Source organism: Paraburkholderia sp. 22099, assembly GCF_052045835.1.
GTDB classification, from domain to species: Bacteria; Pseudomonadota; Gammaproteobacteria; order Burkholderiales; family Burkholderiaceae; genus Paraburkholderia; species Paraburkholderia terricola.
Window position 1 is genome coordinate 1 of record NZ_JBQEPU010000018.1, and the last position, 26,001, is coordinate 26,001.

Consider the following 26,001-nt stretch of genomic DNA (forward strand, 5'->3'; position numbering starts at 1 on the left):
CGATGGGGATGGGCTCGCGCCCCTGCGTTCGACATGGCTGACTGGCTCCGTCAATCTAAACGCGCCCATCATGCTTTGGAAAAATCAGCATCGGGAAACGGTCGGGCCGAGTCGCTTACTGATCAGGCGACAGGTCGCTCCGTGAAGACGTGCCCAGCAGCAGTTCAACCGAGGTATGCGGTTGTGCAAGCGTGGCAGGATTGCCCGGCGCCAGCAGATAGAAACGGTAGACCGTAATCGGGCCGTCCTGAAGCGCAAACAGGACCTCTTCGGCGTCCATGCCGGCCACCACGCGCTTGCCCTTGCGCAGGATGCGATAGCTCCCTGGCACTCGATCAAGTTGTGCTCGAAGCTCGGACAGATTCTTGGTGAGCGGCTGACCTTGATCCTGCTCGACTGCATCTCGCATCTTGATCAGGAGCAATGCAGGTCGGCCTGGCATCAGCGCAAACGACTGGCTGACTTCTTCCGTATAAGTGGAAGATCCGGTGACGATCCCGCCGTCGAAACAAAATCCCGACTCCGTCGGCACTGTCCAGTTGTCTCGCGCCTTGATGCGCCTGTAGGTGTCGATGTATATATTCTCGGAGTTAACGAGAGCAGACGCTCCCATGAGGCCGGCCGTATGAAAGAGCGTGTGGTCTGCAAAGAGATAGCCATCCGTTCTGAAAGGCATCTCGACTTTCGCCACTCCTTCCTGATAGATAAAAAACCGCGAATCGTTGACCGGCGAAAATGCCTTCTCCAGCCAGGCCTTCCCGGTTTTCTCATCCAGGTTGACGGGGTTATAGCGTTGCTTCGTACGCAGCTCGCTCTCGCGGGCCTCGACTTTGGTGCGATAGACATCAAGCGAGACATTGTGAGTTGTCTCGAGTTTGTCTCCCCTGTACGCGTAGTTTTGATTCGAAATCTCGCTCGACGCGGGCCGGTCGAATATGAGGCGGCCGATGCACCACGGGCGCACTTTGGACAGCAGCGGATTGTTCATGGTTGGTTCCACGGATAGCGCAAGAGAGCAGGCGCAAAGACCTGCCAGCAGAATGAGGGGGCGAAAGAGGCGAACCATTAACATGTTCCTGGCATCTAGATGTCGTTGACAATCTGGACCACACTGTAAAGTATCGCCCAGTGGGTCCATGGGTGCGCATAGCTGGTCATGTGCTGGTAGCCGCCCTGCACGAACGCCATCTGAACTCCTTTGGCCGGGTCGCCAGGCACATCGGGCTTCAACCCGCGCGCCTGCGCATCGGCCGACCACACTGGCACCGTACCGTCGCCGCGGATGATTCCTGTCTTGGTTGCCACCTTCGACCAGTCAGTCCTGGCATTCACGTCCGGCAACGTGTTCGTCTTCTGGACTGTGAACGTCACGCTCAGTTTGCGTTGCTCCAGAAGCACGCGGATCTCGCCCTTGCCCGAGTCGTGCAGCAACTTTGCGGCCTGAAGTTCAGGCGCCTGCACGTCCGATGGCACATCTCCGGTCCAGATTGCGTTACCCCACGTCAACAGATTCTTCGTCGGGTCTCCTTTTTCGATGCCAGGCTTGTTCTTGTCGCTGGCCTCTGTCGTCGTGCTCGATTGTGGCGGCCTGAAGTCGAGGCCCCCCTCGCCGTAGGCTACATATGTCTTGCCATGGTAACGATTCTTCAAATGGCTCTGGTTCTTTACAACGGTCTCCATAGTCGATCGATAATGATCCGATAGGCTTGTTTGAAGCCCGCCTGCATTGAGCCGCGTCTTGACGATCCCAGCGGGATCGAGCTGCGTATCGGGCGGCTGCAAACCGTACCACTTGGTATTCACATACAAATCGTTATACGGATCGCCGTGCTCCGGGTACTGCATGACCACTTGTCCGTCGGGCCGCGCAAAAATCCACCACGGCGCGCCATTGTGATAATCCGGCATCGGCGTCAGCTCCATGGGTCCCGGTGCGTTTGCCATCACCGCCATGAACTCATCCGAATCGCGCCCCAGCAGACTGCCATTGATGAAACCATTCATACCGCCTTCGGGACTGCCGCCTGTCTTGAAACGCTTTGCCGCCAGAGGAGCACCGGTGGCCGGTTGACGTCCGTGAAATACGCCGTGCGCAAGACCTTCGAGCCCATGGTTCAACACCGCGAAGCGGGCCACCAGCCCACCCATCGAGTGCGTCAGAATAATGGCCTTGCCCGTATCGTTTTCCTCGCAGATATCGGTGACGCCCATGAGCCGTGTCGTCTTCTTTGTCTGCGGATCGGGGACATCCAGACCATTCATCACATCACGCCCTGAAAGGTCGTTCGACTGCAGCCAGTTATATCCAATCGCATAGACACGATAGCGAAACTTCGCGAATTTCCTGAATTCCGCGGAGTCCGGTGCGATCACCTCGCCTTTTCCTGCTGCAGCAATGGCGCCGTAGGTCTTCGGATCGGTGCCGAGCACGGGATGGAGTGCCCATTTCTCGCCCTCGGGATCGGGGTCGATCCATGCGCCTTCTGGCTTGCCGAGCAGCATCGGGTTGTTCAGCTGTTGCTCGAGCCAAAGCAGGACAGGTTGATAGCCGGTGCGATAGACCGAACCCCAGCCGCGGCGTCGCGCCTCCTTCTCGGTAATCGGGTCTTTCTTCCCAAGGTCGACGATCGGGCCGAGCGGCGTCACCATGACGCTCTCGGGATCGAAAAGTGTTTCGCGCGACGACGCGCTGCGAAACCATCCCGCGATGAGCGAACACAAAGCGCCGAGTGATGCACCTATCGTGTCTGTATTCGGTGCGGACCACGCCGCGTCACCACTGTCCTTGGTGGCTAGTGGCGAGCCCATCACTCCCGGTATGAAAATCACGGGAATGATGGGGCGCAGGTCGTGCAAGGTCTCCTTGGTGCGGGTGTCGTCGGCCGGCGTCAAGGGCGCCTGGGCGGAAGAGTGGCCGTCCTCATCAGTGTGCGACGCGAGGCGGACGACTTCCTGTTCGGCATCGTCGTCGCCGGACGTCTGGCCCCGCGTACCCGAATTGTCGGGCTGATTTTCGCTCATGAATTCTCGCTTATGCTTTGCTCGTGCCAGGCCGCAGCGCCCGGATCATCACGGTTTCGATATCGTTGCTTTTCTGCTCGACCGTATGGCCCAGCTCGTCTGTGACTCCGCTCAGGCGTGTGCCATCCCCACGCACGATCTCGTAAGGGTGGTTCTTGAGCGGGTCGCCGGTAATCCGGTCGCGCAAGAGATACTTGTCGTTAAACGCCGGTTTTTCGAGGCTGTTCATATGCTCGGCCACTGAACTCGGCCCCTGTCTGCTGAACGACGCCGATTTGATCGTGCGTGCGCCACGCGTGCCGTCCTCGATTCCATCGGAGGTAATACGGATGTATGAGCCACCGCACTTGAGCATCAGTTCGGTCTTCGCGTCGATCTCGATGCTGCCGTTGTTGCTTTTGAGCGTCAAGCCAAGTTCGGAGAGCAATCGCAATTGATCGGTGAGCGCCTGGATGTCGATCGCACCTTTCCCGGCGATCAGTTTCATACCGGCACGCTGGACGAACAGGCTGATTTTTTCTGCGACGCTCGCAACCAGCGATTTGCCCACGGCCCAATAGGTGTCCTTGCCGCTGACGAAATTCAGATGCTCGTCCGCCACCATCTGCGCCGACGCGTGCGTGGTAAAGCCCATGCTTTCTGGACTCGATCCGAGCATGACGGGTTTGGTAAAGGCATTTGCGTTTCCGGTCCCACCGCCTGCCGTATTACCGCCTTTGGCCGCGCCCGCCTTGCTATGCTGGATCGCCTTCGCGAACTGGGAAAGCGCTTCGTGGCCAGGCTTCATATCCTCGGCCTTGGCGGTCGAGCTCGCGGAGGATAGCGACTCGACCAGCAGATCCGCGCGAGCCAGGATCTCGCGCGGCTCGGTGGTGTCGAGCGGCTGACCGTCGGCGCTGATTTGATGTGTACTGAAATACAGTCCCTCGCCCGCGTGGACTGCACCTGCATAGTCGGTGCGCAAGGTGAACCCGCTGCCGGTATACGCGCCGCGTGAATTCCCGTTCTGGACGATCTGGTAGCCGAGATGGAGACTACTCATGCCGTGGCTGCTCATGACCCGCATCCGTGGCTGACCCGTAGAGTCATCCATGACGTGCTGGTTATAGCCACCGCCTCCGCCGTATTCCTGGGACTGGTAGCCGGAAAGCAGACCGTTCGAATGCCATTGCGGCTTCTTTGCGCCGTTGTAGACGCGATGAAGTGCAATCGGGCGGTCAATATCATTGCCGATGTGGCCGATCAGGAGTTCTTCGCCCGCGCGCGGCATGTGGACACCACCATAACCATCTCCGGTATCGGACTGTGCGACGCGCACCCAGCACGATGCGCGCTCGTCACCTTCATTGAACCGATCCCAGATGAAGAGCACCTTCACACGGTTCAGATCATCGGTGTAGCACTCTTGTCCCCTCGGCCCCGCCACAATCGCCGATTCCAGTTTCGCTTCCGGCTTGCGATGTTCGAACGGGCTGCGATACGGCACCGTTGTACGTCGCGCTTCAACGGCGACCCGGTAGAACCCGGTTGAGCCGTCCATGTTGTTCACGCTGAAGTTCCGGCCAGGATCGTCGGTGCGTGCCTGCGCGAGCTGATGATTCAGGCTGTGCGGGTAGTTCGCTTCGTGCCCTGCGAGCGGGAGATTGTTTTGGATGACCCACTCGACCTCGATGCTCGCGAATTCGTTCTGGTCCGCGGCGTCGTGGTCATGCTCCGGATGACCGGTCAGCGTGAAGCGACGGCCCGCGTCCATCGCGCGCAGGCTACCCACGCCGTGAAAGCGCTTGGCCTGTGACTCCCATTCCTCCATGCGAATCTTCGACAGCTGATCGCCACGGTCCTGTTCCGGGTACGTATAGCCACCGGTGTATTCGTAGACTTCGGTTTGCGCGGGCAGCGCACCCTGATTCGTCATTGTCGGTACCGACGTACCTTTGGGATTGGAGGGCGTAGACGGGCTTTTGTAGTCGAAGGTGCGCGTCGACAGCAGCGCGGATTGCAGCGTCCGCGTGCCTGACCACTGGGTGACCGAATCGGCCTCACTGCTCACCCCGGCACGATAGAACCCGACCGTTGCGGGTGAGATCGGTTCGAGCGTCTGAAGGCGGTCGGTGACGACCAGCGTGTGCGATTTGCCGTCCGCCGCCTGCTGCCAGATGCCATACAGGCCCTCGGACTCGAGAAGCCGATGCACGAAGTTCCAGTCGGTTTCGTCCTGCCGACAGTAGGAACGCTTCGGCAGCCGCTTCGAGAGCACGAAGCGGTACATGCCTTTTGCCTGCGGATGCTGGTTGAATACGTCCGAGACGATTTCGTCTGCTGCCCTGTCCTGCCAGTGTCGCTGGTCACGCCGGAACTTTAGAAAGTGAGCCCACGAGGAAAATCCCAACTGGTAACTTGTGAGATTCCCGTCGGCTCCCAGCCGACGCGCAGTATGAACATAGCCATGGTGGGGCAGGTAAGACCCATCGGTTTGCTGGATCCAGAGCGTAACGGTCTGGGAGATCAGCGTTTTGAGTTGGACGTCACTCGTAGTCGACACGCAGTCGAGCAGAAAGACGAAATCACGGCCGATCCGCGAGCGCCCGATGACACGGTGGGGCAGCAAGACGTTATTGCCGGCCGGCGTATCCAGTTTCAGAAGGCGGTTTTGCTGCGACAGCCCACCTATTATTGCCCCGATTACATCCCGCGTGACCATGCTGCCTCTCGATCTGATTATTCCTGCTTTCTCACGCGATCTTACTTCGAAAGCAATCTGATAATGATCAGGAATTGAAAAGAAGAAATCGATTTAATGCGAAATGGATATTCGGATGAATATCGAATCATTCACATGGCATGGGCTGCAGACTGGCGGCCGCGAATTGAACGCGCGTCATTAGAGCATGTTAGGAACTTGATGAAGGACCAGGTATCCTGCCGGAATGAAAAAAAGTAGACCGCAAAGGGTATCCGACCGATGTTTCCCACGAGGAATGGAGTTTCGCGGCAGCGTATCTGACGGCTAATGGACGTAATGGCGCCGCAGCGCAAAGATGAGCTGCGGCGCCATATCTGATGCGCTGCGCTGGATGGCTTGCGCGGGCGCGCCGTGGATGATGTTGCCCAACGATTTTCCGCCGTGGGGAGTTGGTGTATCAGCAGACCCAACGCTGGTTACAGGCAGGCTGTTTTGAGAGCATGGTCAGCGATCTTCGCTCGGTGATACGCGTGGCACAGGGACGACGGGATCAGCACAGCGCGGTCATTGTGGACGGCCGCACGATGCAGTCGACTACGAGAGTGGTCCGCGTGCGGGCTATGACGGCTATAAGCGCAAGCGTGGCAGCAAGTTGCATATCGCGGTGGATACGCTCGGACAGTTGCTAGCGATCCATGTGATCGCCGGCCAACGACAGTGCCGGTACTTCAAAGTTCCTAACACGCTCCAAGCTCGCCATCCACATAGGCCATGAGCACGATGTCGTCCATTTTCATGCTCCTCGGTCCTCGCTATCCGCCGCGCTTTGCACGCGTTGTTCTTTTTTATCGCTGAACAGGGCGCCGATGGCCTGGCGAGCCCGCGAAAGCCGGCTCATGATCGTGCCGATCGGCACGTCGAGCGCTTCGGCCGCCTCGTTGTAGCTGAGTCCCTCCACGCCCACCAGCAGCATCACCACGCGCTGCGCTTCGGGCAATTGCTGCACCGCCTTGACGATCTGCCCATGCATGGCCTGCTGTTCCGGCGTCCGCGCAGCCGGATCGGCGACGGTTTCGAGGAAGTCGTCGTCCCAATCCATGCCCGAGCGGCTACGCACGCTACGCGCGCCCAATTCGTTGATCCAGGTGGACTGCACGATCGAGAACATCCAGCTAAGCGGCGCGGTGCCGGGTCGCAATTGATGTGCGCGTTCGAGCGCGCGCACGCAGGCGCGTTGCACGAGATCTTCAGCGTCGTGACGGTCGCCCGAAATGCGCAGCGCAAATGCCCAAAGACGCGGGAGCATCGACGGAAGCATGGCGGACAGGTCGGCTGCGGTCATCGACGTTGGCCCTCGTCCGATGCACGGCAGCCGGCGTTCATCGGCTCTGCGGAGATACGCCTGTCCATGAGGCGAAAGCGCCGCTGTCGGCTTGACTCATGTTGCGGGCCCGGCGTCGGCTTCGAGCTTCGACGCATTGGGACTGGTTGCACTATCGGGTGAGTGTCCATGAGTTCAGACGAGTGGGGCGCGCTATCCTGCCTGGCCGCGAGTGCCTCGTTCCCATCCGCCGCGCTCAGGCGTGAGCGAGGAAGGGATAGGTGAACAAGCCGAACTGAAGGAGGTTCAGTCCGAAGTGCGTGAGCATCGCGGATTGCAACCCGCCGGCGCGATAGGCCAACCCGTAGCCGATGCCGGACAGGCCTGCCAGCAGAACCAGTTGAGCGCCGCCCTGATAGTGCGCGAGACCGAATAGAACCGCGCCGGCGAGGAGCCCGAACCACTGGGCATGGCGTCGCGACTTCATCAGGCGGGTTATGCCTTCCTGGATGTAGCCACGGAAAAAAGCTTCTTCGGCAAAGGCAACCAGCAGCAAATTGTTGAGTGCCCACAGCCACGCGAGATGAGGCCACTTCGGCGCCCACGCAATGGATCCAGCGTAAAATGCGATGGAGAGGCAGACAGCCGAAGTGACGGCGCAGGCAACGATCGTCGACATCGCCATAACGGAAAGTGGTCTTCTCGACTGCACCCACGGATAAGTCAGCAGCAGCCAGAACCCGATCAGCGGCTTGTCGAAGTTCAGGTACATCGTATAAGGCGCGGCATCCGGCGTGAAACGCGCGGCGTCGATGACTTTCAGGTTATGAAAGCCCGGCAGCCCATGTTGAAACAGACCGATTGCAACAACGACAAAAACGGCGTTGCAGAGCAACCTGCCGACCGGCGATGGATTGCGCCGCAGCAGAACGCCCGTGCCAACCAGAAGCGCGAGAGGAATAACCGCGAGTACCTGCAACTGTCCCAAGGCGAAGGCGAGTCCGTAGCCGATTGCCAGAAGACCCATCGTCAGTGAGCGAGGCGCTTGAAAAACCGCCGCGAAAGCGGCAAGAAACACGGCAATCCACGGCAATGCGGCCATTTGAAAAAACGTCCCGAGATTGATTAAGCGCTATTGATCGATCCGCGCCGTGTTGCCATGCGGCAAGACGGTCGTGCGATGGTAGCCGACTCCTTCATGAACCGGAGCGCTCATTCCAGCGCCGGTCGCGGCGATCGCCGCGACCGCCTGCCGGCCTAGCGCAGCGTGCGGAATGCCGCACGCACTTCGGTGGCGAACAACTGCGGCTCTTCCCACGCCGCGAAGTGTCCGCCCTTGTTGACCTCGTTGAAATAGATGAGGTTGTGATACGCGCGCTCCGTCCAACTGCGCGGCGCCTGATAGATCTCTCCGGGGAAGATCGTCACGGCAGCCGGCATGGAAATGTCCACGGCATTGAAGTTGTTGGAATGATCTTCCCAATAGATTTGCGCCGCGGAGGTGGCGCTGTCCGTCAGCCAGTAGAGCGAGATGTCGTCCAGAATCTCGTCGCGCGTGAGTGAGCGTTCCGGTACACCGCCGCTATAAGTCCATTGCGAAATCTTGTCGTACATCCACGCGGCCTGGCCCACGGGCGAATCGGCGAGCGCGTAGCCGACGGTCTGCGGCCGCGTCACCATCATCGCGGAATAGCCGCAATTGTCGCGATAAAAGACATTCAGCGAGTCATAGGCGGCCTTCTCTTTCGGCGACAGGTTGCGCGGCGCGGGTTCTCCGAGAGCCAGCAAGGTCGCGATATCCGGTGGCACGGTCGCGGGCATGTTGACATGAATGCCGATCAGGCCTTTCACCTTCTGCATGGCCATGCGGTGCGAAATCACCGAGCCGCAATCGCCGCCTTGCGAGACGAAGCGCGTATAGCCGAGCCGCGCCATCAGTTCGCCCCATGCGCGCGCGATATGGTTCGAATCCCAGCCGGTGGTCTTCGGCTGTTCGGTGAAACCGAAGCCGGGTAGCGACGGCACGACGATGTGAAATGCGTCGTCGGCGCTTCCGCCGTAGGCAGTGGGATCGGTCAGCGGAGCAATGACCTTGATCAGTTCGAAAATCGAGCCGGGCCAGCCGTGCGTCATGATCAGCGGCAGAGCATGCTCATGACGGGAACGCACGTGAATGAACTGCACGTCGAGGCCGTCGATTTGCGTCATGAACATCGGCAGCGCGTTCAGTTTCGCTTCGCCCTTGCGCCAATCGTAGTCGGTGCCCCAATACTTCGCGAGCGCCTGCATTCTGGCGAGCCGCACGCCTTGCGACTCATCGTTGACAGTCTCCTTGCCGGGCCAGCGCGTGGCCGCGATACGGCGTCGCAAATCGACGAGGTCGGCTTCGGGCACGTTGACCTTGAACGGGCGGATCGTGCTGTCGCCGGTGGCGGCGAACAAGGAGCCCGGAATCAGTCCCATCGCGCCGACTGCGACCGAAGCGGCGAGAACGTGACGTCGAGTTGGAGAAAACGGTGTTGATGACATGTTTGAAATCCTGGCGCTATGAAGGAGCCGGCGCACCGATCGCGACGCGCCGTGATGTTCACGAGGAGAGCGCCCCACTGCCGGGCTTGCCGATGGTCCGGCCGGCGTGGAGCGCTAGTCAGGCAACAGACGAATCGGCCGACCGTGATGAACGATCGGCGATCGACGATCAGTGATGCGCATACGGCGAGAGCGACGCGTCGGGCCCGATGCGCGCACCCGATTGCGACGTGGTGTCGTGCATGCCGCCATACGATTGCGCGGCGGCGTCCGCACTGGCCATCGACTCGGCCTGTTCGGCATGGACGGTCAGCGCGCTTTGGCCGCGCTGCGACGCAGGTGCGCCGACGAGCGGATCGTAGTGAGGGGCGGGACCATAGCCGCTGCTGGCGAAAGCGGGGGCGGCGATTGCAGCGCCGGCGGAGAGAACCGCGGCGAGAACGAGACGCTTGATCATGATGAAACCTCCACGAATCGAATCGAAAGAGAAGTGCTTGGTGATGGGATCGGACAAGGTTGAAAAGACACTGCCGATCGTGAATGAATCCGCCTGACGGGGCGCGACTCAACTGCCTTGATAGAGCTTGTTGAGCGCCGCGAGTTGTCCGTCTTTCTCGGCGCGCACCAGTTCCTGACGAACCTCCGCACGCGTCTTTATTTTTTGAGCGCTCTGAACCGGCGCCCATTGATGAACTTGTTGAACGTCGTTCGCGCCGGCATTCACGTCGACGGAATTAGCCGCATAAGCGGAGGCGGTCGTGGCGAAAGCGGCAAAAGCCAAAACGATCATCGATACTTTCATGTCATTCTCCTGAAGCAAATCAAGTGGGAAGATCCGCCCGGGCATCTGGGAAGCGGCGGCGTGCGGTGATGTCTGCTTGCGCCTTGATCAGATTCCGTCGTTGGATGCATTAGAACCAGGCGACGTATCTGGCTTGTGTCGTGAGAACGGGCTATTGCAATGCTGTGTATCGGTTCGAACGTCGTACACATTGAGAAACAAATCGGGTGCTTGCCGAGGGGCGAATAGATCGGGAATAGATATTCGCCGGCGCGTTGAACGAAGTCCGAACGGCCGCGTTTGTATCCCAATGTATCTGACCACCGGCGCGTTACATAACGTTGCACCGGCGCGCATTGCGGACATAAGCCAGATACGTCCGCCGGGTTTAATCCATCCATGCCAGTTGATCTGGCCTGGCTGACCCGAAACGCAAACGGGCGTTTGCGTGAAAAGAACTTCTCTTGAGGCGGACATCATGAAAGTCATTCAATCGCTTATCGTCGCCGCGGCTGTTGCCGGCCCGATTTACGCCAGGCCATAACGGCAAGCCTCGGGTTCAAACGCCGGCGCGCCGCGCCGACACCGTTCATATTCTTTCGCCCGCTTGTACTTGATTCGACCATCGGCTTGCTTCACCGCTTTGGTGGCATCGGGCAGGGGCAGCGGGTCTCTCTCAAGTCCATGCAGGCTTTTCGAAGCTCTCGTACATAAGGGGAAATAAACCATGTCTGAACAGATCAATACCCGGAGACGGCGTCTCCTCGGCACGACGGTTGCGGGCGTCGGCCTGATGGAGCTGGGATTGAGCGGACTCGCGCAGGCGCAGTCCAGCGGCACGAAGTCCGGGGCGAGCGCCGCTTCGTTCGACGACCTGCGGCAGATCAACGCCGGCACGCTCAACGTGGGCTACGCGGAAGCGGGTCCGGGCAACGGGCCCGTTGTGATTCTGCTGCACGGCTGGCCGTACGATATCTACAGCTACGCCGAAGTCACGCCGTTGCTGGTCGCCGCCGGCTATCGGGTCATCGTGCCGTATCTGCGGGGCTACGGCTCCACGCGGATTCTTTCCGCGGACACGCCGCGCAACGGCCAGCAGGCGGTTATCGCGGTCGACATCATCAACCTGATGGACGCGCTGAAGATCGACAAAGCGATCTTCGGCGGCTTCGACTGGGGCGCGCGCACGGTGAATATTATCGCCGCGCTGTGGCCGGAGCGCTGCAAGGCGATGGTGTCGGTGAGCGGTTATCTGATCGGCAGCCAGGCCGCCAACAAGGGACCGCTACCGCCGAAAGCGGAACTGGCATGGTGGTATCAGTTCTACTTCGCCACCGAGCGCGGCTACGCCGGCTACGATGCGAACCGCCGCGATTTCAACAAGCTGATCTGGCATACCGCTTCGCCGAAATGGGATTTCGACGAAGCGACCTACGGGCGCTCGGCTGCATCGTTCGATAATCCGGACCATGTCGCGATCGTGATCCACAACTACCGGTGGCGCTTGGGGCTGGCGACGGGCGAGGCGAAATACGACGAGCTCGAAAAGCGTCTCGCGACCGGGCCGACCATCTCGGTGCCGACCATCACGATGGAAGGCGACGCCAACGGCGCGCCGCATCCCGAGCCGTCGGCCTATGCGAAAAAATTCACCGGCAAGTACGCGCACCGGAACATCAGCGGCGGCGTCGGGCATAACCTGCCGCAAGAAGCGCCGAAAGCATTCGCCGACGCCGTCATCGACGTCGCCCGTTTCTGAGCAGCGAACGGGAGACAGGCAAATGCGAAGAATCCGGACTGCGCATGTCGTGCTCAACGCGGCGCTTCTGCTTGGCGCCGTGGCGAATCACGCCGTGGCCGAACCCGCGAAATCGGCGCCTTCGCCGATCTATGGCGTGACGATTCCCGAGGGTTATCGCAAGTGGCAAATGATCGCGCCGGCCGAGGAAGCCGCGCCGCTCGACGAGCTACGCGTGGTGCTCGGCAACCCGGCCGCGGTCAAGGCCATCGAGAACTCGACGCTGCCGTACCCTGACGGGACCATCCTGGTGAAACTCGCGTACAAGCGCAAGCAGTCGCCCGAGTTCCCATCGGCAACGATTCCCGGGGCGCCCACCACGGTGCAGGTGATGGTGAAGGACTCGCGTCGTTATGCGTCGACAGGCGGCTGGGGCTTCGGCCGGTTCGTCAACGGACAACCGGTCGACGCCGCGCAACATCAAACCTGCTTCGCGTGCCATGCGGCCAGGGTGAAGGACCGCGACTACGTGTTCACACGCTTCGCACCGTAGCCGCAGCGGCGGGAAAGCGGCGGCGTGCAGCGACAAGCCGCCGCCGATCGTCAGGCTCGCACCGCTCAGGAACGCGAGGTGCGCGACGAACGCATTACAAGCGCACTACGAGCGCGCGACCAGCCGCTCGAGCGCGAATTTCGCTATGCGCCGAAGCGCGGCCGGCGACATGCCTGCGCGGGCATTCAACTGAATGCCCTGCAGGGTGCTGCCGATGAACAGCGCCACGTCTTCCGCGTCCATGTGCGGATCGATCTCGCCGTTGCGCTGCGCCTCTCCGATGCGAGCCAGAAGAGGCTCCCTCAGCCGCTTCGCGCCCGCGGCCCGGATTGCGTTCACGTCGGCATCCGTTGCGCCGAATTCAGCGGCGCTATTGACGCCCATGCAGCCGTTCGCGCGCTCGGCGGCGTCGGCCGGTATCACGCCCAGCAAAAGCGACTTGATGCCGGCCAGCGCGGACGAACTGCGCGTCAACCGTTCGACGTGGGCCGCGACGCTGTACTGCTGATAACGATCGAGCGCTTCAAGGTACAGCTTGCGCTTGTCGCCGAACGCGTTGTAAAGACTCTGCCGGCCAATTTGCATGGCCGCGAGCAGCTCGTCCGTGGACGCTGCCGAATAACCCTTGGACCAGAACACGCGCATGGCGCGATCCAGGGCTTCGTCTCGATCGAATTCACGTGGTCTCACCATATATCAAGCCCGATACTTGTGGACGATGCAGTCAATAAAGGGAAATTATAGGCGCGGCGCTTTTCGCTTGCGCGATCCTTGCGCTCGCGCACTGGCGAACATCGGCATGCGCTCCTGAATCCACTTCAGCAATTCGAGCGGCCCGGCGGCAAGCGGCCGGTCGGTCTTGACGAGCACCCTGGCCTGCGCGCTGTCGAACAGGGGATGTGCAATCGGCACGGTGGTCAGTTCGTTGTTTGCGAGTTCACGGTACGCGGCGAATTCCCCGATCAGCGTCATGAAATTTTCCGCTGTCACGAAGCGCTTCAGCGCGCTCAGCGAGTTGGTCGTGAGGGTGGGGCGAATCTTCACGTTCTCGGTCAGCTCCGCCATTGCCACGACATGGCCGATGCCGAATGTGGATGGCATGAGCGCCAGCGGATAGCTTTGCAGATCGTCGAGGCTTGCCGGACCACCCCGCCTGGCAAGAGGATGATCTTTTCTCAGCAGCAGCACAACCGGCTGTCGCGAGCTGGCCCGATACTCGATTCGCGCGCGAGGCGGCGGATTAAAGGCGAGGCCGATGTGCGCCCGGTTTTCCGCCACTTCGTCCAGCAAGGCGTCCACCGCCAGCATGGTCATGCCGATTTCCGGGCCGGGATAGCGCGTGCAGAACGGCGCCAGCACGTCGTCGACTAAGGTATCGACGAAGCCTTCGCTCACAGCCAGTTGAATCTGCCCGGTTTGAAGACCTTTCAACGCATGTAGCCGGTCTTCGAGCTTCTCCTGCTGCGAGCGATAGCCGCGCCAGAATTCGAGCAGGTGAACGGCGGCTTCCGTCGGCCTGACTCCGCGCGCCTCGCGTTCGAACAGCACCGCGCCCAGTTCCTCTTCGAGCAGTTTGATCTGCCGCGTGATGACCGATGGCGACGTGTTGATGTGCTCCGCCGCGCCGCGGATGGTGCCGTGGGTGAGCACCTCGTGGAAATACCGCAGGCGCTGCTGGTTGATCTCGCGCATTTGATTGCTCCGACGCCGGAAATTTTCAGGGTCCAAGGCATGGGCCGAGTGACGGCCAAGCGTTGCTCAGAAGGCAACGATACGTGAACTTAGTTGCTCTTGCTAGACCCGTTTTGCCCTGCCACCATCGACTCAACCCCTGCGACGGGTCCAGTGAGGCAATCGGGAGACACCTATGTCAGCAATCCATCCATCGACCGCCGGCGATCCCGCCTCAGCGCTCTATAGCAAGCTCAACTGGCGGCTTCTGCCGTTTCTGGTGACCTGCTACATGTTCGCGTACCTGGACCGCGTCAACGTCGGGTTCGCCAAATTGCAGATGCAAACGGACCTCGGCTTTTCCGACGCCGCTTACGGTGTGGGCGCGGGGATTTTCTTCATCGGCTATGTGCTGTTCGAATTGCCGAGCAATCTGATGTTGCCGAAAGTCGGCGCCCGCAAGACCTTCAGCCGCATTCTCGTGCTGTGGGGCATCACGTCGGCCTGCATGCTGTTCGTGCGAAGCGTGCCGGCGTTTTACGCCATGCGCTTCCTGCTCGGCATATTCGAGGCGGGCTTCGCGCCGGGCATGATCTATTACCTGTCGCGCTGGTACGGGCCTGCCCGCATGGCGCGCGCCATTGCGCTGGTGTTCGTGGCCGGACCGCTCGGCGGCATTGTCGGCGGCCCTGTCTCGGCGTGGCTCATGACGAGTCTTGCCGGGGTCGGCGGTCTTGCCGGCTGGCAGTGGATGTTTCTCGTCGAAGGTCTGCCGTGCATCGTGCTCGGCGTGCTGACGCTGCGGGTGCTGTCCGACCGGCCCGCGGACGCGCGCTGGCTGACCGACCACGAAAAAGGCCTGCTCGAGCGCGAAACCGCACCGACCCGGCATGGCACGGATTCGTTCAGGGCGGTGCTGAAGAACCCGCGGATCTATGTACTCGCGCTCGCCTACTTCAGCATCATTTTTCCGATCTACGCGATCAGCTTCTGGCTGCCGACACTGCTCAAGGAGCAGGGCGTCAAGGACACCATTCGCCTCGGCTGGTACACGGCGATTCCCTACGTGGCGGCCGCGGTCTGCATGTATGCCGCGGGCCGCAGTTCCGACCGGGCGGGCGAGCGGCGCTACCACTGCGCGATTCCCGCGCTCGGCGCGGCGCTCTGCATGATCGCCGCTGTTTTCGCCGATGGAAGCGCGATGCTCACGCTCCTCGCGCTGACCGTTGGAACCGCATGTCTGTGGATGGCCTACACGGTTTTCTGGGCGATACCGGCCCAGCTCGTCGAGGGGACGGCCGCGGCCGGCGGCATCGCGCTCATCAATACCGTGGGATTGTCCGGCGGATTCTGGGGGCCGGCGGTGGTCGGCTGGACCAAGGCCGGCACGGGCAGCATGCATGCCGGTCTGCTGGTCATGGCCTGCGCCGCCGCGCTGGCGGCCGTCCTGATACTGAAGTTCAAGTTGACGCTCAGGCGGGAACAGCCGGTTTTGCCACAACGTGCATTCGAGCAAGAGGTGAACACATGAAAATCCTGATCGCGGGTTTCCAGCATGAAACCAATACCTTCGCGCCCACCAAGGCGTCTTACGAGAGCTTCGTTCAGGGCGAGGGCTTTCCGCCGATGGTTCGCGGCGCCGACGTGCTCGGGCTGCGCGACGTCAACGTGCCGATCGGCGGATTCATCAAGGTCATGCAAGCGCATGGACGCGAACTGAAACCGGTGATCTGGGCCGGCGCGAGCGCGTCGGCGCACGTCACGACGGATGCGTTCGAGCGGATTGGCGGCGAGATCATCGCCGCCGTCGAGCAAGGCGGTTTCGACGCGATCTATCTCGACCTGCACGGCGCGATGGTGACCGAGCAGCACGACGACGGCGAAGGCGAGTTGCTCGAACGCGTGCGGCGGATCGTCGGCGATCGCATGCCGGTGGTCGTGTCGCTGGACCTGCACGCCAACGTCACCGCGCGCATGTTCGCGCATGCCAGCGCGCTCGTGGCTTACCGGACCTATCCGCACGTCGATATGGCGGAAACCGGCGAACGCGCCGCGCGGATTCTCGAGGATCTGATGTGGGAGCAGCGCCCGTTGCATCGCGCGATGCGTCGCGTGCCCTTCCTCATTCCGGTGAACGGCATGTGCACGCTGGTCGAGCCCGCAAGGGGGATGGTTGGCATGCTGGCGGATCTGGAGACGCGGCCGGTCGTGTCGGTGTCGTTCGCGCCGGGCTTTCCGGCGGCCGATTTTCCCGAATGCGGTCCGACCATCTGGGCCTATTCGTTCGAGGAAGAAGTCGCCGAGCGAGCCGCCGACGCGCTGCTCGCGAAGATCGTCGGCGAGGAGTCGCGCTGGGAGGTGCCGTTTCTCGCGCCCGACGAAGCCGCGCTCGAAGCGATCCGGCTGAGCGCGTCCGCATCGCGACCGGTCATCATCGCGGACACGCAGGACAACCCCGGCGTGGGCGGCGATTCGAACACGATGGGGATGGTGCGCGCGTTGTTGCGCAACGGCGCAACGGACGCGGCGGTTGGTGTGATCTGGGACGCCGAGGCCGCGGCCGCCGCGCATCGGGCCGGCGTGGGCGCGCGCATTGCGCTGCGCCTCGGCGGTCGGTCGGGTGTCGAGGGCGATTCGCCGCTCGAGGCGCTGTTCGAAGTCGAACACCTGTCGGACGGCCGCTTCCGTTTCGACGGCCCGATGCTCAACGGGATGGAAGGCGAGTTGGGACCGGTCGCCTGTTTGCGCGTCGAGGGCGTGAGGATTGCCGTGAGCTCGGTGAAGATGCAGGTGTTCGATCGCAACCTGTTCCGCGTGGCCGGCATCGAACCCGAACGCATGAAGATTCTCGTGAACAAGAGTTCGGTGCATTTTCGCGCGGACTTCGAGGCTATCGCCGAGGCCATTCTGGTGGCGAAAGCGCCCGGACCGATGGCCGCCGATCCGGCCGATCTTCCGTGGGAACGTCTCGATCCGGCCATGCGTGTCCGGCCGCTGGGGCCGTCGTTCAGCGAGTTGAGTCCGGTAGCCGGTTGATTCACATGCGACGCGCTGGGGTCGGCAATCGTCCGCTGCATGGCGGCCGATTTGTACCGCAATGTATCCAGGCCGTACCGGGATAAACACGCTTGCATTGGAGGCGTCGGCGAAAACATTCCAGATACGTCGGCAGGTTCAAATGTCTACACGCAAGGTTGATTCGCAACACTGCGTTCAAGTCCGGTGACACGGCGGCGCGCAGGTTTCGGCTTCCGCGCTTGTCATCCGAACTTCCGACCTTTGAATGCCGTCGTTTTCTGGAGAAAACTCATGAAGCTCGTTCAATCCCTGTTGGTGGCAGCGCTCGTTGCCGTTCCTGTCGCTTCGTTCGCCCAGTCGAATCACGCGTTGACGCGTGCCGACGTGCGCGCGGAACTGGTCCAGCTTCAGAAGGCCGGCTACAACCCGGCCAGCGACAACACCCAATATCCCCAGAACATCGAAGCCGCCGAGGCGCGTATCAATGCGCAGAAAGATTCGGCGACAGCGGCATATGGCGGCGCCGGACAAGGCAGCTCGACTGCTGGCGCGCGCTCGACAATGACCCACACGTCGGCACCGGAGCAAGCCGTTGTCGGTCTCGGTTCGATCTATGCGCACTCGTAATCTCCATGACGACGGCGCGCGTTCGAGTGCGCCGTCATGGGGATGGTCGATTCAAAACCCATTCAAACTCAGTCGAAAAATACCCATGACCACGCTTCTCACGAAATTTCTCGGTTCTGCGCTGTTGCTCGGTGGACTGTTCGCATTGCAGGCTTCGCACGCGGCGCCGCCGCAGGATTTGAAGGGCAAGAACGTCGTGCTGGTGCACGGCGCATTTGCCGACGGTTCCAGTTGGGAGAAAGTGATTCCGTTGCTCGAAGCGCGCGGCCTTCACGTGGTGGCGGTTCAAAACCCGCTGAGTTCGCTGGCCGACGACGTTGCCGCGACGAAACGCGTGATCGACCAGCAGACCGGCCCGGTCGTTCTGGTCGGCCACTCGTGGGCGGGCGTCGTGATCAGCGAAGCCGGCAACGACGACAAGGTGAAGAACCTCGTCTATGTAGCCGCGTTCGCGCCCGACAGCGGCCAATCCATCGACGACGTGACGAAAGGCAAGCCGGCGCCCGCATGGGCCAGCGAATTGCAGAAGGACTCGGCCGGCAATCTGACGCTGTCGACCAAGGCGGTGCTGGAAGATTTCGCTCAGGACGTGCCTTTGCCGCAACGGCGTGTGATTGCGGCAACGCAAGGGCCGTGGGCTGCCGCATGTATCGGCCAGAAGGTCACGACGGCGGCGTGGCACGACAAGCCGTCCTACTTCGTGGTGGCCGGTCAGGACCGGATGATCGATCCGAACCTGCAACGGAGCATGGCGAAGACCATCGGCGCGCACGTCACGATGGTCGATGCGAGCCACGTCGCGATGGTCAGCCAGCCGAAGGCAGTCGCCGACACGATCATTGCCGCTGCGAAAGCCGCGCAATAAGCGCGGCGAGATTGCCGTAGCGAGCCGCCAACGATCGACACCGCGCCCGGAAGAGCGCGCTCTGCATTCCGACGCCGGGGAATCATCTGCTTCTGACGTCGATACAAGTGCTGGATAATCGGCAGGTCGCCGATAGGTAGGTCCGCACATGAAGGCTCGTTTCCGCATTCCCCGCTCGATAGTCCGTCTCACTCGCCTGTCGCCTCGCGCTGTCGGCCGGGCGCGGATGCGATGAGCGCGCCGATCTACGTGTGGCTGCTCGCCGTACCGCTTGCCGGGTTGATCGCGTATGGCGTCGCGATCGTGCTTGTGTTCTGGCTGCAAGGGCGCCTGATTTATCCGCCCGAGCGAGTGCGCCGCCCCTCGGGTGCGCCGCAGGGCGATGGGCGCATCGGCAACGTTCGCTTGCGAACCGTCGACGGCGTCGAGTTGATGTGCGGCTACGCAGCCCCGGCGCGCGCGGATTCCGCCATCGTCGTCCTGTTTCATGGCAACGGCGAGGACATCTGGCAGCGCGAGCACATTGCTCATGATCTGCTCGACGCCGGATACGGCGTTCTGCTTGCCGAATACCGCGGCTACGGCGGCTCGGCGGGGCGGCCGCACGAGGCGGGTCTGTACGCGGACGGGCGCGCCGCGCTGGAGTTCGCCGCGCAACGCGCGCGCCGCGTCGTCGTGCACGGGTATTCGCTCGGCACGGGCGTGGCGGTGCAGATCGCGATCGAATACGCGCTTACGGCGCTGATTCTGGAGGCGCCGTTCACCAGCATCGCCGATGTCGCGGCGACGTGGTTTCGCTGGCTGCCGGTTCGCCGCCTCGTGCGCGACCGGTACGACAGTCTGTCGAAGATCGGCGCGGTGCGCGCACCGGTGCTGATCTACGGAGGGAGCGCGGACGGTGTGATTCCCCCCGCCCATTTCTCGCGGCTGCACGCGGCGCTCGACGCGCCAGGCCGGTTCGTGATGCTCGACGACGCAAACCATGTCGACGCATGGGAGCGCGGCGGCCGCGACCATGTATTGCGTTTCCTGCACGAACACCGTTCGCATAGCCCGCGCGCGCCGCGAACCTGATCGCGCCGCGGGTCGACCGGTCGACTCCCGACCTATGACCGCTGGCTATCACCCCATGCCATCTTTTGATTGGCGCGGTAAGTCTTCGTCGCTCACACTTGCGAAAAATTCGGCACACGAGCAAAGACGGCGGAGACATCGTGAACAGGAACGCGGGCATGTATCGCCCCGGCGGGGTTCGCGCATGACGCCGCGAGACACACAGCGAGCACGCAGCGAGAAGCGCAATGCACGATGACATAACGATCCACGATGCACGCGCAACCGGCCTCGTGCCGGCGGGCGCGGTGTTGGAACGGCTTTGCACCGGCGCGCAATGGGGCGAGGGGCCGGTATGGCTGCACGAGGACGCCTCGGTGCTGTGGAGCGACATTCCGAACAACCGCATCCTGCGTTGGAACGAGGCCGACGGCATGACGGTATGGCGCGATAACGTGGAATTCACCAACGGCCATGTTCGCGAGCAGGACGGCTCGATCCTGCATTGTTCGCATGGACAGCGGGCGATCGTGCGCACGCGTTTCGGCGCCGGCCTGTCGAATCCGCTCGACGAGATCGTGGTGGACCGCTACATGGGCAAACGGCTGAATTCGCCGAACGACGTGGTGGTCAAGCGCGACGGCACGATCTGGTTCAGCGATCCGCCGTATGGCATCGTATCGGACCGCGAGGGGCATCGGGCCGAGTCGGAGCTGGGCGACAACTACGTGTTCCGGTTCGATCCGCGCACCCGCGAACTGACGATTGCGACGGATTTCATCGAGGAGCCCAACGGCCTCGCGTTCTCGCCCGACGAAACGGTGCTGTACGTCTCGGATACGTCGGCGGCGCTCAGAAGCGACGGCGGCGGCCACCATCACATTGTCGCGTTCGACGTCGTCGATGGATGCACGCTTCACCATCCACGGATTGTCGCGGTGGTGACGCCCGGCCTTGCCGACGGTTTCCGCGTCGACGAAAACGGCTGGATCTTTACAAGCAGCGCCGACAGCGTGCAGGTCTATCATCCCGACGGCACGAGGCTCGCGCGCATCGGCGTGCCGGAGAAAGTGGCGAATCTCACGTTCGGCGGAGCAAACGGCAACGTGCTTTATATCTGCGCATCCACTTCCCTATACCGCATACGCCTGAACACGCGAGGAGCGACGTGAGTACCAATAACACCCTGCTGCTGGTGGAAAAATGCAGTCATTGCATTAGCTGGTACGACATCGAATCCGGCCGCCGTGTGCATTCGGTGGCGCTGCCCGATTTCCCGCACGAATTCGTCACCGACCGCGACAATCGCCACGCCTGGGTCGGGCACTACGGCGTGGAGACGTCCGGCCATGCGGGCCCTGGAGGCCACGCGTTGCTGCAGATCGACATTGCCGCGGGCAAGCTGGTGCGCACCATCGACCTGTCGCCGTTCAATCGCATTCACGGCTTGCAGATGGACGAGGCGGACCGCCTCTATGCGTTGAGCGAGGAGAAGGCCGCGCTCGTCGTGCTCGATCACCCGGCCACGGACGAGGCGCCGCGGCGAGCCGTGCCCTCGGGCGGCATCAAGAGCCATCTGTTCGCACTCACGCGCGACGGCCAGACGGCCTACTGCATGAACCTGCTCTCGCACACGGTCACGAGGGTCAAGCCGTGGGACCCGCTTGCGGTTCCGCTCGCCTGTCATCCGGGACAAAAGCCCGAGGGTTACTGCCTGAGCGGCGATGAACGCACGCTGTATGTGAGCAACCGCTGGAGCCGTTCGCTAACGGCGATCGATACGGAGACGATGCAAGTGGTGCGCTCGGCGCCGTCGCGCGACGACCCCACACGCATTTACCGTTGGAGCGATACGTGTCTCGTCGTGACCAACTACGGAGAACGCAGCCTGTCGATCGTCGATCCGGCGACGCTCGCGGAGATCGATCACATTCCCCTGCAAGCGCGCGCGATCGCGCTGTCGTTCGATTTCGAAAGAGGCGTCGCATTCGTCTCGCAGGACGACGATCGGGTAGGCGTGTTCAACATGCATGCGCGACGCTTCGAACGGTATATCGCGACGCAGCGCGAACCGGACGTCTCGAAGGTCGTGCGCACGGCGCTCTAGGTAGTTCGCGCGGACATGCGGATCGCCGGCCGGCATTCGAAGCCGCCGGCGCGCGTTGCAACCGATCGGCCACCGATCAAAAACCAGCCTTGGCGGCGGCGCGGATCGCGTCGATGACGATTTGCGTGGCCGGCGTGGCGCGGCGATTGGACCGCAAGATCAGCCCATATGGCGCGAGGCGTCCGCGAAAGCGTGCGGGAACGACCGCCAGCGTGCCTTGCTCCTGATAGTAGCGGGCCACCGACGTCGGCAACACGGCGATCATGTCCGCCGCGAGCAACAGCGACAAGGTGGTGAGAATCGATGAGGTTTCGATCGTGTTTTCGGGCAGCGCGACGCGGCTATGACGAAAGGTTTGATCGATGATCTCGCGCATCGGGCTCGGATGCGGCTGAATGATCCACGGGTACTCCGCCAGCTCGCCGAGCCGAACCGGCGGCGTTCTCCCGCACACCGGATGCCGCGGCCGCGTGACGAGCGACAGCGGCTCTTCCCCCAGGGTCTCGAACGTCAGGTCGTCCGCCGGCCAGCCGTTGGGAACGCGCCCGACCACCAGATCCAGTTGATCTTCCTGTAGCGCCTGCACCAGCACGTCGCTCGTATCGATCTGCACGGTGATATGCAGCTTTGGGTGCGCTTCTTTCAACGCCACGATCGTGGTGGTCAACAGATCGGGCGACGGCGCCATCACCGCGCCGAGGCGGACCGCGCCGACATTGCCCGACTCGATCGCCACCAGTTCCTCGCGCAAGGTGCCGAGGTCGGCGAACACCACCCGCGCATAGCGGATGACCGCTTCACCGAAGATGGTCGGATCGATGCCTCGGGCGTGCCGCTCGAACAAGGTCACGCCCAGCAGATCCTCGAGTTCGTGCAGGGCCTTGGTGGCGGCCGGCTGGGTCATGCCGATCTCGTCCGACGCGCGGCGCAGCGACCCGTGCTCCCACACCGCGAGAATCAGTTGAAGGTGGCGCAGGCGCAGCCGGGTTCGAATACTGGCGGTGGCTGGAATCATGGAGCGATAACTGGCATGAATCGGTATATAGCATTGTTTCATTGGTAAGTTATTGGGCATTCTCGCACACTACGAAGATGGCGCCACAGGGGACAACCCGTAAGCGCCCGCCAGCATGCGCTCTCACGAGCATGCAGCCGCTATTCAACCCGGTTCGTCGAACCCCGGAGACTTCGCATGAAAATCAAACATATCCGCACTCGCGTATTCGAATGGAAAGGCAAGGTCGTGCCGCCGCAGGCGCATTTCTGCACCAATGCGGTCGACATCCTGTATGAGCGCGGCGACGCGATGGGCTCGTTCCGCTTCCACGGCTGGCTGGTGGTCGAGATCGAGACGGATACGGGTGTCGTCGGCATCGGCAACTGCGCGCTCGCGCCGCGCATCGCCAAGCAGATCATCGACGAATACCTCGCGCCGATCGCGCTCGGCGAAGACCCGTTCGATACGGAATACATCTGGCAGAAAATGTATCGCCGCACGCTCGCGTGGGGCCGCAAGGGCATCGGCATGGCGGCGATCTCCGCCGTCGACATCGCCTTGTGGGACATCATGGGCAAGGTGGTCGGCAAGCCGGTGTTCAAGCTGCTCGGCGGACGGACCAAGGAAAAGATCTGGTGCTACGCGTCGAAGCTGTACAACAACGACGACCGCGACGCCTTCCTCGGCGAGGCGCAGGGCTACCTCGACGAGGGCTTCACGGCCATGAAGATGCGCTTCGGCTATGGGCCGAAAGACGGCCCCAAGGGCATGGCGAAGAACCTCGAACAGGTGCGCTTGCTGCGCGAACTGGTGGGCGACGAAGTCGACATCATGCTCGAGTGCTACATGGGCTGGACGCTCGAATACGCCCGGCGCATGTTGCCGCGCCTCGCGGAGTTCAATCCGCGCTGGATCGAGGAGACCGTGATCGCCGACGATGTCGAGGGTTACCAGGAACTGAAGAAGATGAGCATCATCCCGATCTCGGGCGGCGAACACGAGTTCACCGTGTACGGCTTCAAGGATCTGCTGGAGCGGCGCGCGGTCGACGTGATCCAGTACGATACCAACCGGGTCGGCGGCATCACGGCGGCGCGCAAGATCAACGCAATGGCCGAGGCGTGGTCCGTACCGGTGATTCCGCACGCGGGCCAGATGCACAACTACCATCTGACGATGGCAAGCACGGCGAGTCCGATGGCCGAGTACTTTCCGGTATTCGACGTCGAGGTGGGCAACGAGCTGTTCTATTACATTTTCGAAGGCGAGCCGCAGCCGCAGCAAAGCTTCCTCCAATTGTCGGACGAGACGCCGGGGCTCGGTTTGCGCCTGAGCGACAAGTATCTGAACGACTTCAACATCATTGAATGAGCCGGCGCCCGTGCCTATTGATATGACCGACCCGACCACGATCACCGGCGAGATGCCGATCGGCGCACGCAGGGTGCGAGGGGAAGCCGGATGTTTTCGCGCGCTCGATCCGGCCACCGGCGCGATGCTCGAACCGGCGTTCGGCTGCGCGACAGAAGCCGACGTGGCGCGCGCGTGCGAGTCGGCTCACGCGGCGTTCGACGCGTATCGCCGCACGCCGCCCGGCATACGGGCGGCTTTCCTCGAAACGATTGCCGCCAACATGCTCGCGTTGGGCGATGTGCTCATAGAGCGCGCCTGTGCGGAAACTGGCCTGCCGCGCGCGCGCATCGAAAGCGAACGCGGGCGCACGGTTGCGCAGTTGCGCCTGTTCGCGGCGCGAGCGCGTGAAGGCGATGGGATCGATGCGCGCATCGACGGCGCGCTGCCGGAGCGCAAGCCGCTGCCGCGCGTGGATATCCGCATGCAGCGCATTCCGCTCGGACCCGTCGCGGTGTTCGGCGCGAGCAACTTTCCGTTGGCGTTTTCGGTGGCCGGCGGCGATACCACTTCCGCGCTCGCGGCCGGATGTCCGGTGGTGGTGAAGGCGCATGCCGCGCATCCGGGTATTTCCGAACTCGTCGGCCGGGCAGTGCAGGCGGCCGTGCTCGCGAACGGCTTGCCCGAGGGCGTGTTCTCGCTGCTGTTCGACGACGGCTTCGCCGCCGGCGCCGCGCTCGTCGCGCATTCCGCGATCAAGGCCGTCGGCTTTACCGGTTCGCGGCGCGGCGGCGTGGCGCTGATGAAAATCGCCGCCGCACGCGCGGAGCCGATTCCCGTCTACGCGGAGATGAGCAGCGTCAATCCGGTGTTTCTGTTGCCGGCCGCATTGGCCGCGCGCGGCAAGGCATTGGCGACCGGCTTTGTCGAATCGCTCACGCTGGGCGTCGGACAGCTTTGCACCAATCCGGGTGTCGTGCTGGCCGTGGCCGGCGTGGCGTTCGAGCAGTTCAAGGACACCGCGGCCGCGCTGCTGGCCGCGAGGCATGCGGGCGTGATGCTGACGCCGGGCATTGCGGCTGCGTACGCAAGCGGCGTCGAGCGTCTGCACGAGCATCCGGCCGTGCGCGCGGCAGGGCGTGGCGAAGCCGAGGGCGAGGGCGAGGGCGATGTCGCCGGCAGCCGGGCGCAGGCGGCGCTGTATGCGGTCGACGCCGACGCGCTGCTCGCCGATGCATCGCTTGGCGAGGAAGTATTCGGGCCGTGTTCGCTTCTGGTCGCGTGCCGGGATCTCGCGCAGATGCGTGAAGTCGCCGAGCGCCTGGAAGGACAACTCACCGCGACGCTGCACTTCGACGCCGCCGATCATGACGCCGCGCAAACGCTGCTGCCGGTATTGGAGCGCAAGGCCGGCCGCATCGTTGGAAACGGCTGGCCGACCGGCGTGGAAATGTGCGACGCAATGGTGCACGGCGGTCCGTTTCCCGCGACGTCGGATGGCCGCTCGACGTCGGTCGGCACCGCGGCCATCGAGCGGTTCCTGCGGCCCGTCTGTTATCAGAACCTGCCGCAGCGCTTATTGCCCGATGCGTTGCACGATGCCAACCCGCTGGGCCTGCCGCGCCGCGTCGACGGCGTGCCGACGCAAGCGCCAATCAAATAACGCAATACCGTTCGAAGGAGTTTG

The 26,001-nt window shown here is 62.4% G+C and carries 22 protein-coding genes and 1 pseudogene; 12 read left to right on the forward strand and 11 right to left on the reverse strand.

Features of this window, described 5'->3' with window-relative positions; genetic code table 11:
* Positions 1–115: 115 nt before the first annotated feature.
* From ACTJLC_RS18045 to ACTJLC_RS18055, 3 genes are all read right to left on the reverse strand, one after another.
* Positions 116–988 (reverse strand): T6SS immunity protein Tli4 family protein, encoded by an 873-nt coding sequence (locus ACTJLC_RS18045; protein ID WP_440844772.1) that lies wholly within the window; start codon positions 986–988, stop codon positions 116–118.
* A 95-nt stretch (positions 989–1,083) separates the two neighbouring features.
* Positions 1,084–3,021: an alpha/beta hydrolase gene (locus ACTJLC_RS18050; protein ID WP_440844774.1), complete on the reverse strand. Its 1,938-nt coding sequence runs from the start codon at positions 3,019–3,021 to the stop codon at positions 1,084–1,086.
* Between the two features lie 10 nt (positions 3,022–3,031).
* Entirely contained in the window at positions 3,032–5,722 is a 2,691-nt protein-coding gene (locus tag ACTJLC_RS18055; protein ID WP_440844776.1) for a type VI secretion system Vgr family protein, read from the reverse strand.
* Between the two features lie 299 nt (positions 5,723–6,021).
* Here ACTJLC_RS18055 and ACTJLC_RS18060 point away from each other — a divergent pair.
* Positions 6,022–6,428, forward strand: a pseudogene (locus ACTJLC_RS18060) (transposase); the annotation flags it as partial.
* A gap of 69 nt (positions 6,429–6,497) precedes the next feature.
* Here the strand turns inward: ACTJLC_RS18060 and ACTJLC_RS18065 are convergent.
* From ACTJLC_RS18065 to ACTJLC_RS18085, 5 genes are all read right to left on the reverse strand, one after another.
* On the reverse strand, positions 6,498–7,046 hold the full coding sequence (locus tag ACTJLC_RS18065; protein ID WP_310128686.1) for an RNA polymerase sigma factor: 549 nt from the start codon (positions 7,044–7,046) through the stop codon (positions 6,498–6,500).
* Between the two features lie 235 nt (positions 7,047–7,281).
* On the reverse strand, positions 7,282–8,127 hold the full coding sequence (locus tag ACTJLC_RS18070; RefSeq protein ID WP_310128684.1) for a CPBP family intramembrane glutamic endopeptidase: 846 nt from the start codon (positions 8,125–8,127) through the stop codon (positions 7,282–7,284).
* A 155-nt stretch (positions 8,128–8,282) separates the two neighbouring features.
* Entirely contained in the window at positions 8,283–9,554 is a 1,272-nt protein-coding gene (locus ACTJLC_RS18075) for an epoxide hydrolase family protein (protein WP_073428943.1), read from the reverse strand.
* A 169-nt stretch (positions 9,555–9,723) separates the two neighbouring features.
* Positions 9,724–10,011 (reverse strand): hypothetical protein, encoded by a 288-nt coding sequence (locus tag ACTJLC_RS18080; RefSeq protein ID WP_310128680.1) that lies wholly within the window; start codon positions 10,009–10,011, stop codon positions 9,724–9,726.
* A 108-nt stretch (positions 10,012–10,119) separates the two neighbouring features.
* Complete coding sequence (locus ACTJLC_RS18085) at positions 10,120–10,356, reverse strand: DUF4148 domain-containing protein (protein WP_310128677.1); 237 nt, start codon at positions 10,354–10,356, stop codon at positions 10,120–10,122.
* 706 nt (positions 10,357–11,062) lie between these two features.
* Here ACTJLC_RS18085 and ACTJLC_RS18090 point away from each other — a divergent pair.
* Complete coding sequence (locus ACTJLC_RS18090; RefSeq protein WP_310313543.1) at positions 11,063–12,094, forward strand: alpha/beta fold hydrolase; 1,032 nt, start codon at positions 11,063–11,065, stop codon at positions 12,092–12,094.
* 22 nt (positions 12,095–12,116) lie between these two features.
* Positions 12,117–12,626: a cytochrome P460 family protein gene (locus ACTJLC_RS18095; RefSeq protein ID WP_310118520.1), complete on the forward strand. Its 510-nt coding sequence runs from the start codon at positions 12,117–12,119 to the stop codon at positions 12,624–12,626.
* Between the two features lie 105 nt (positions 12,627–12,731).
* On the opposite strand, the gene ACTJLC_RS18100 is transcribed toward ACTJLC_RS18095, so the two are convergent.
* Both ACTJLC_RS18100 and ACTJLC_RS18105 read right to left on the reverse strand, forming a co-directional pair.
* Positions 12,732–13,319, reverse strand: a complete 588-nt coding sequence (locus tag ACTJLC_RS18100) for a TetR/AcrR family transcriptional regulator (RefSeq protein WP_310313546.1) — start codon at positions 13,317–13,319, stop codon at positions 12,732–12,734.
* A gap of 45 nt (positions 13,320–13,364) precedes the next feature.
* Positions 13,365–14,318: a LysR family transcriptional regulator gene (locus ACTJLC_RS18105; protein ID WP_310313549.1), complete on the reverse strand. Its 954-nt coding sequence runs from the start codon at positions 14,316–14,318 to the stop codon at positions 13,365–13,367.
* 175 nt (positions 14,319–14,493) lie between these two features.
* Here ACTJLC_RS18105 and ACTJLC_RS18110 point away from each other — a divergent pair, with 175 nt between their 5' ends.
* From ACTJLC_RS18110 to ACTJLC_RS18140, 7 genes are all read left to right on the forward strand, one after another.
* Positions 14,494–15,828, forward strand: a complete 1,335-nt coding sequence (locus ACTJLC_RS18110; RefSeq protein WP_310313552.1) for an MFS transporter — start codon at positions 14,494–14,496, stop codon at positions 15,826–15,828.
* Positions 15,825–17,333: a M81 family metallopeptidase gene (locus ACTJLC_RS18115; RefSeq protein ID WP_440844781.1), complete on the forward strand. Its 1,509-nt coding sequence runs from the start codon at positions 15,825–15,827 to the stop codon at positions 17,331–17,333. Before ACTJLC_RS18110 ends, ACTJLC_RS18115 begins: the two co-directional genes overlap by 4 nt.
* 273 nt (positions 17,334–17,606) lie before the next feature.
* The gene (locus ACTJLC_RS18120) at positions 17,607–17,942 is read left to right on the forward strand and encodes a DUF4148 domain-containing protein (protein ID WP_073428935.1); all 336 of its coding nucleotides are present in this window, start codon (positions 17,607–17,609) and stop codon (positions 17,940–17,942) included.
* 85 nt (positions 17,943–18,027) lie between these two features.
* Complete coding sequence (locus tag ACTJLC_RS18125) at positions 18,028–18,807, forward strand: alpha/beta fold hydrolase (protein ID WP_073428934.1); 780 nt, start codon at positions 18,028–18,030, stop codon at positions 18,805–18,807.
* Between the two features lie 231 nt (positions 18,808–19,038).
* Positions 19,039–19,881, forward strand: a complete 843-nt coding sequence (locus tag ACTJLC_RS18130) for an alpha/beta hydrolase (RefSeq protein WP_310313558.1) — start codon at positions 19,039–19,041, stop codon at positions 19,879–19,881.
* A 227-nt stretch (positions 19,882–20,108) separates the two neighbouring features.
* Positions 20,109–21,032, forward strand: coding sequence for an SMP-30/gluconolactonase/LRE family protein (locus tag ACTJLC_RS18135; protein ID WP_310313561.1), 924 nt, complete (start codon positions 20,109–20,111; stop codon positions 21,030–21,032).
* A complete protein-coding gene (locus ACTJLC_RS18140; RefSeq protein WP_310313564.1) occupies positions 21,029–21,967 on the forward strand; it encodes a YncE family protein in 939 nt (312 codons plus the stop codon). The genes ACTJLC_RS18135 and ACTJLC_RS18140 overlap by 4 nt, the downstream gene beginning before the upstream one ends.
* Before the next feature lie 76 nt (positions 21,968–22,043).
* Here the strand turns inward: ACTJLC_RS18140 and ACTJLC_RS18145 are convergent, their stop codons facing one another.
* Positions 22,044–22,982: a LysR substrate-binding domain-containing protein gene (locus tag ACTJLC_RS18145; protein ID WP_073428931.1), complete on the reverse strand. Its 939-nt coding sequence runs from the start codon at positions 22,980–22,982 to the stop codon at positions 22,044–22,046.
* A gap of 177 nt (positions 22,983–23,159) precedes the next feature.
* Here ACTJLC_RS18145 and ACTJLC_RS18150 point away from each other — a divergent pair, with 177 nt between their 5' ends.
* Together ACTJLC_RS18150 and ACTJLC_RS18155 are read left to right on the forward strand one after the other, a co-directional pair.
* A complete protein-coding gene (locus ACTJLC_RS18150) occupies positions 23,160–24,335 on the forward strand; it encodes an L-rhamnonate dehydratase (RefSeq protein ID WP_310128662.1) in 1,176 nt (391 codons plus the stop codon).
* A gap of 22 nt (positions 24,336–24,357) precedes the next feature.
* A complete protein-coding gene (locus tag ACTJLC_RS18155) occupies positions 24,358–25,977 on the forward strand; it encodes an aldehyde dehydrogenase (NADP(+)) (protein WP_310128736.1) in 1,620 nt (539 codons plus the stop codon).
* Positions 25,978–26,001 lie beyond the last annotated feature (24 nt).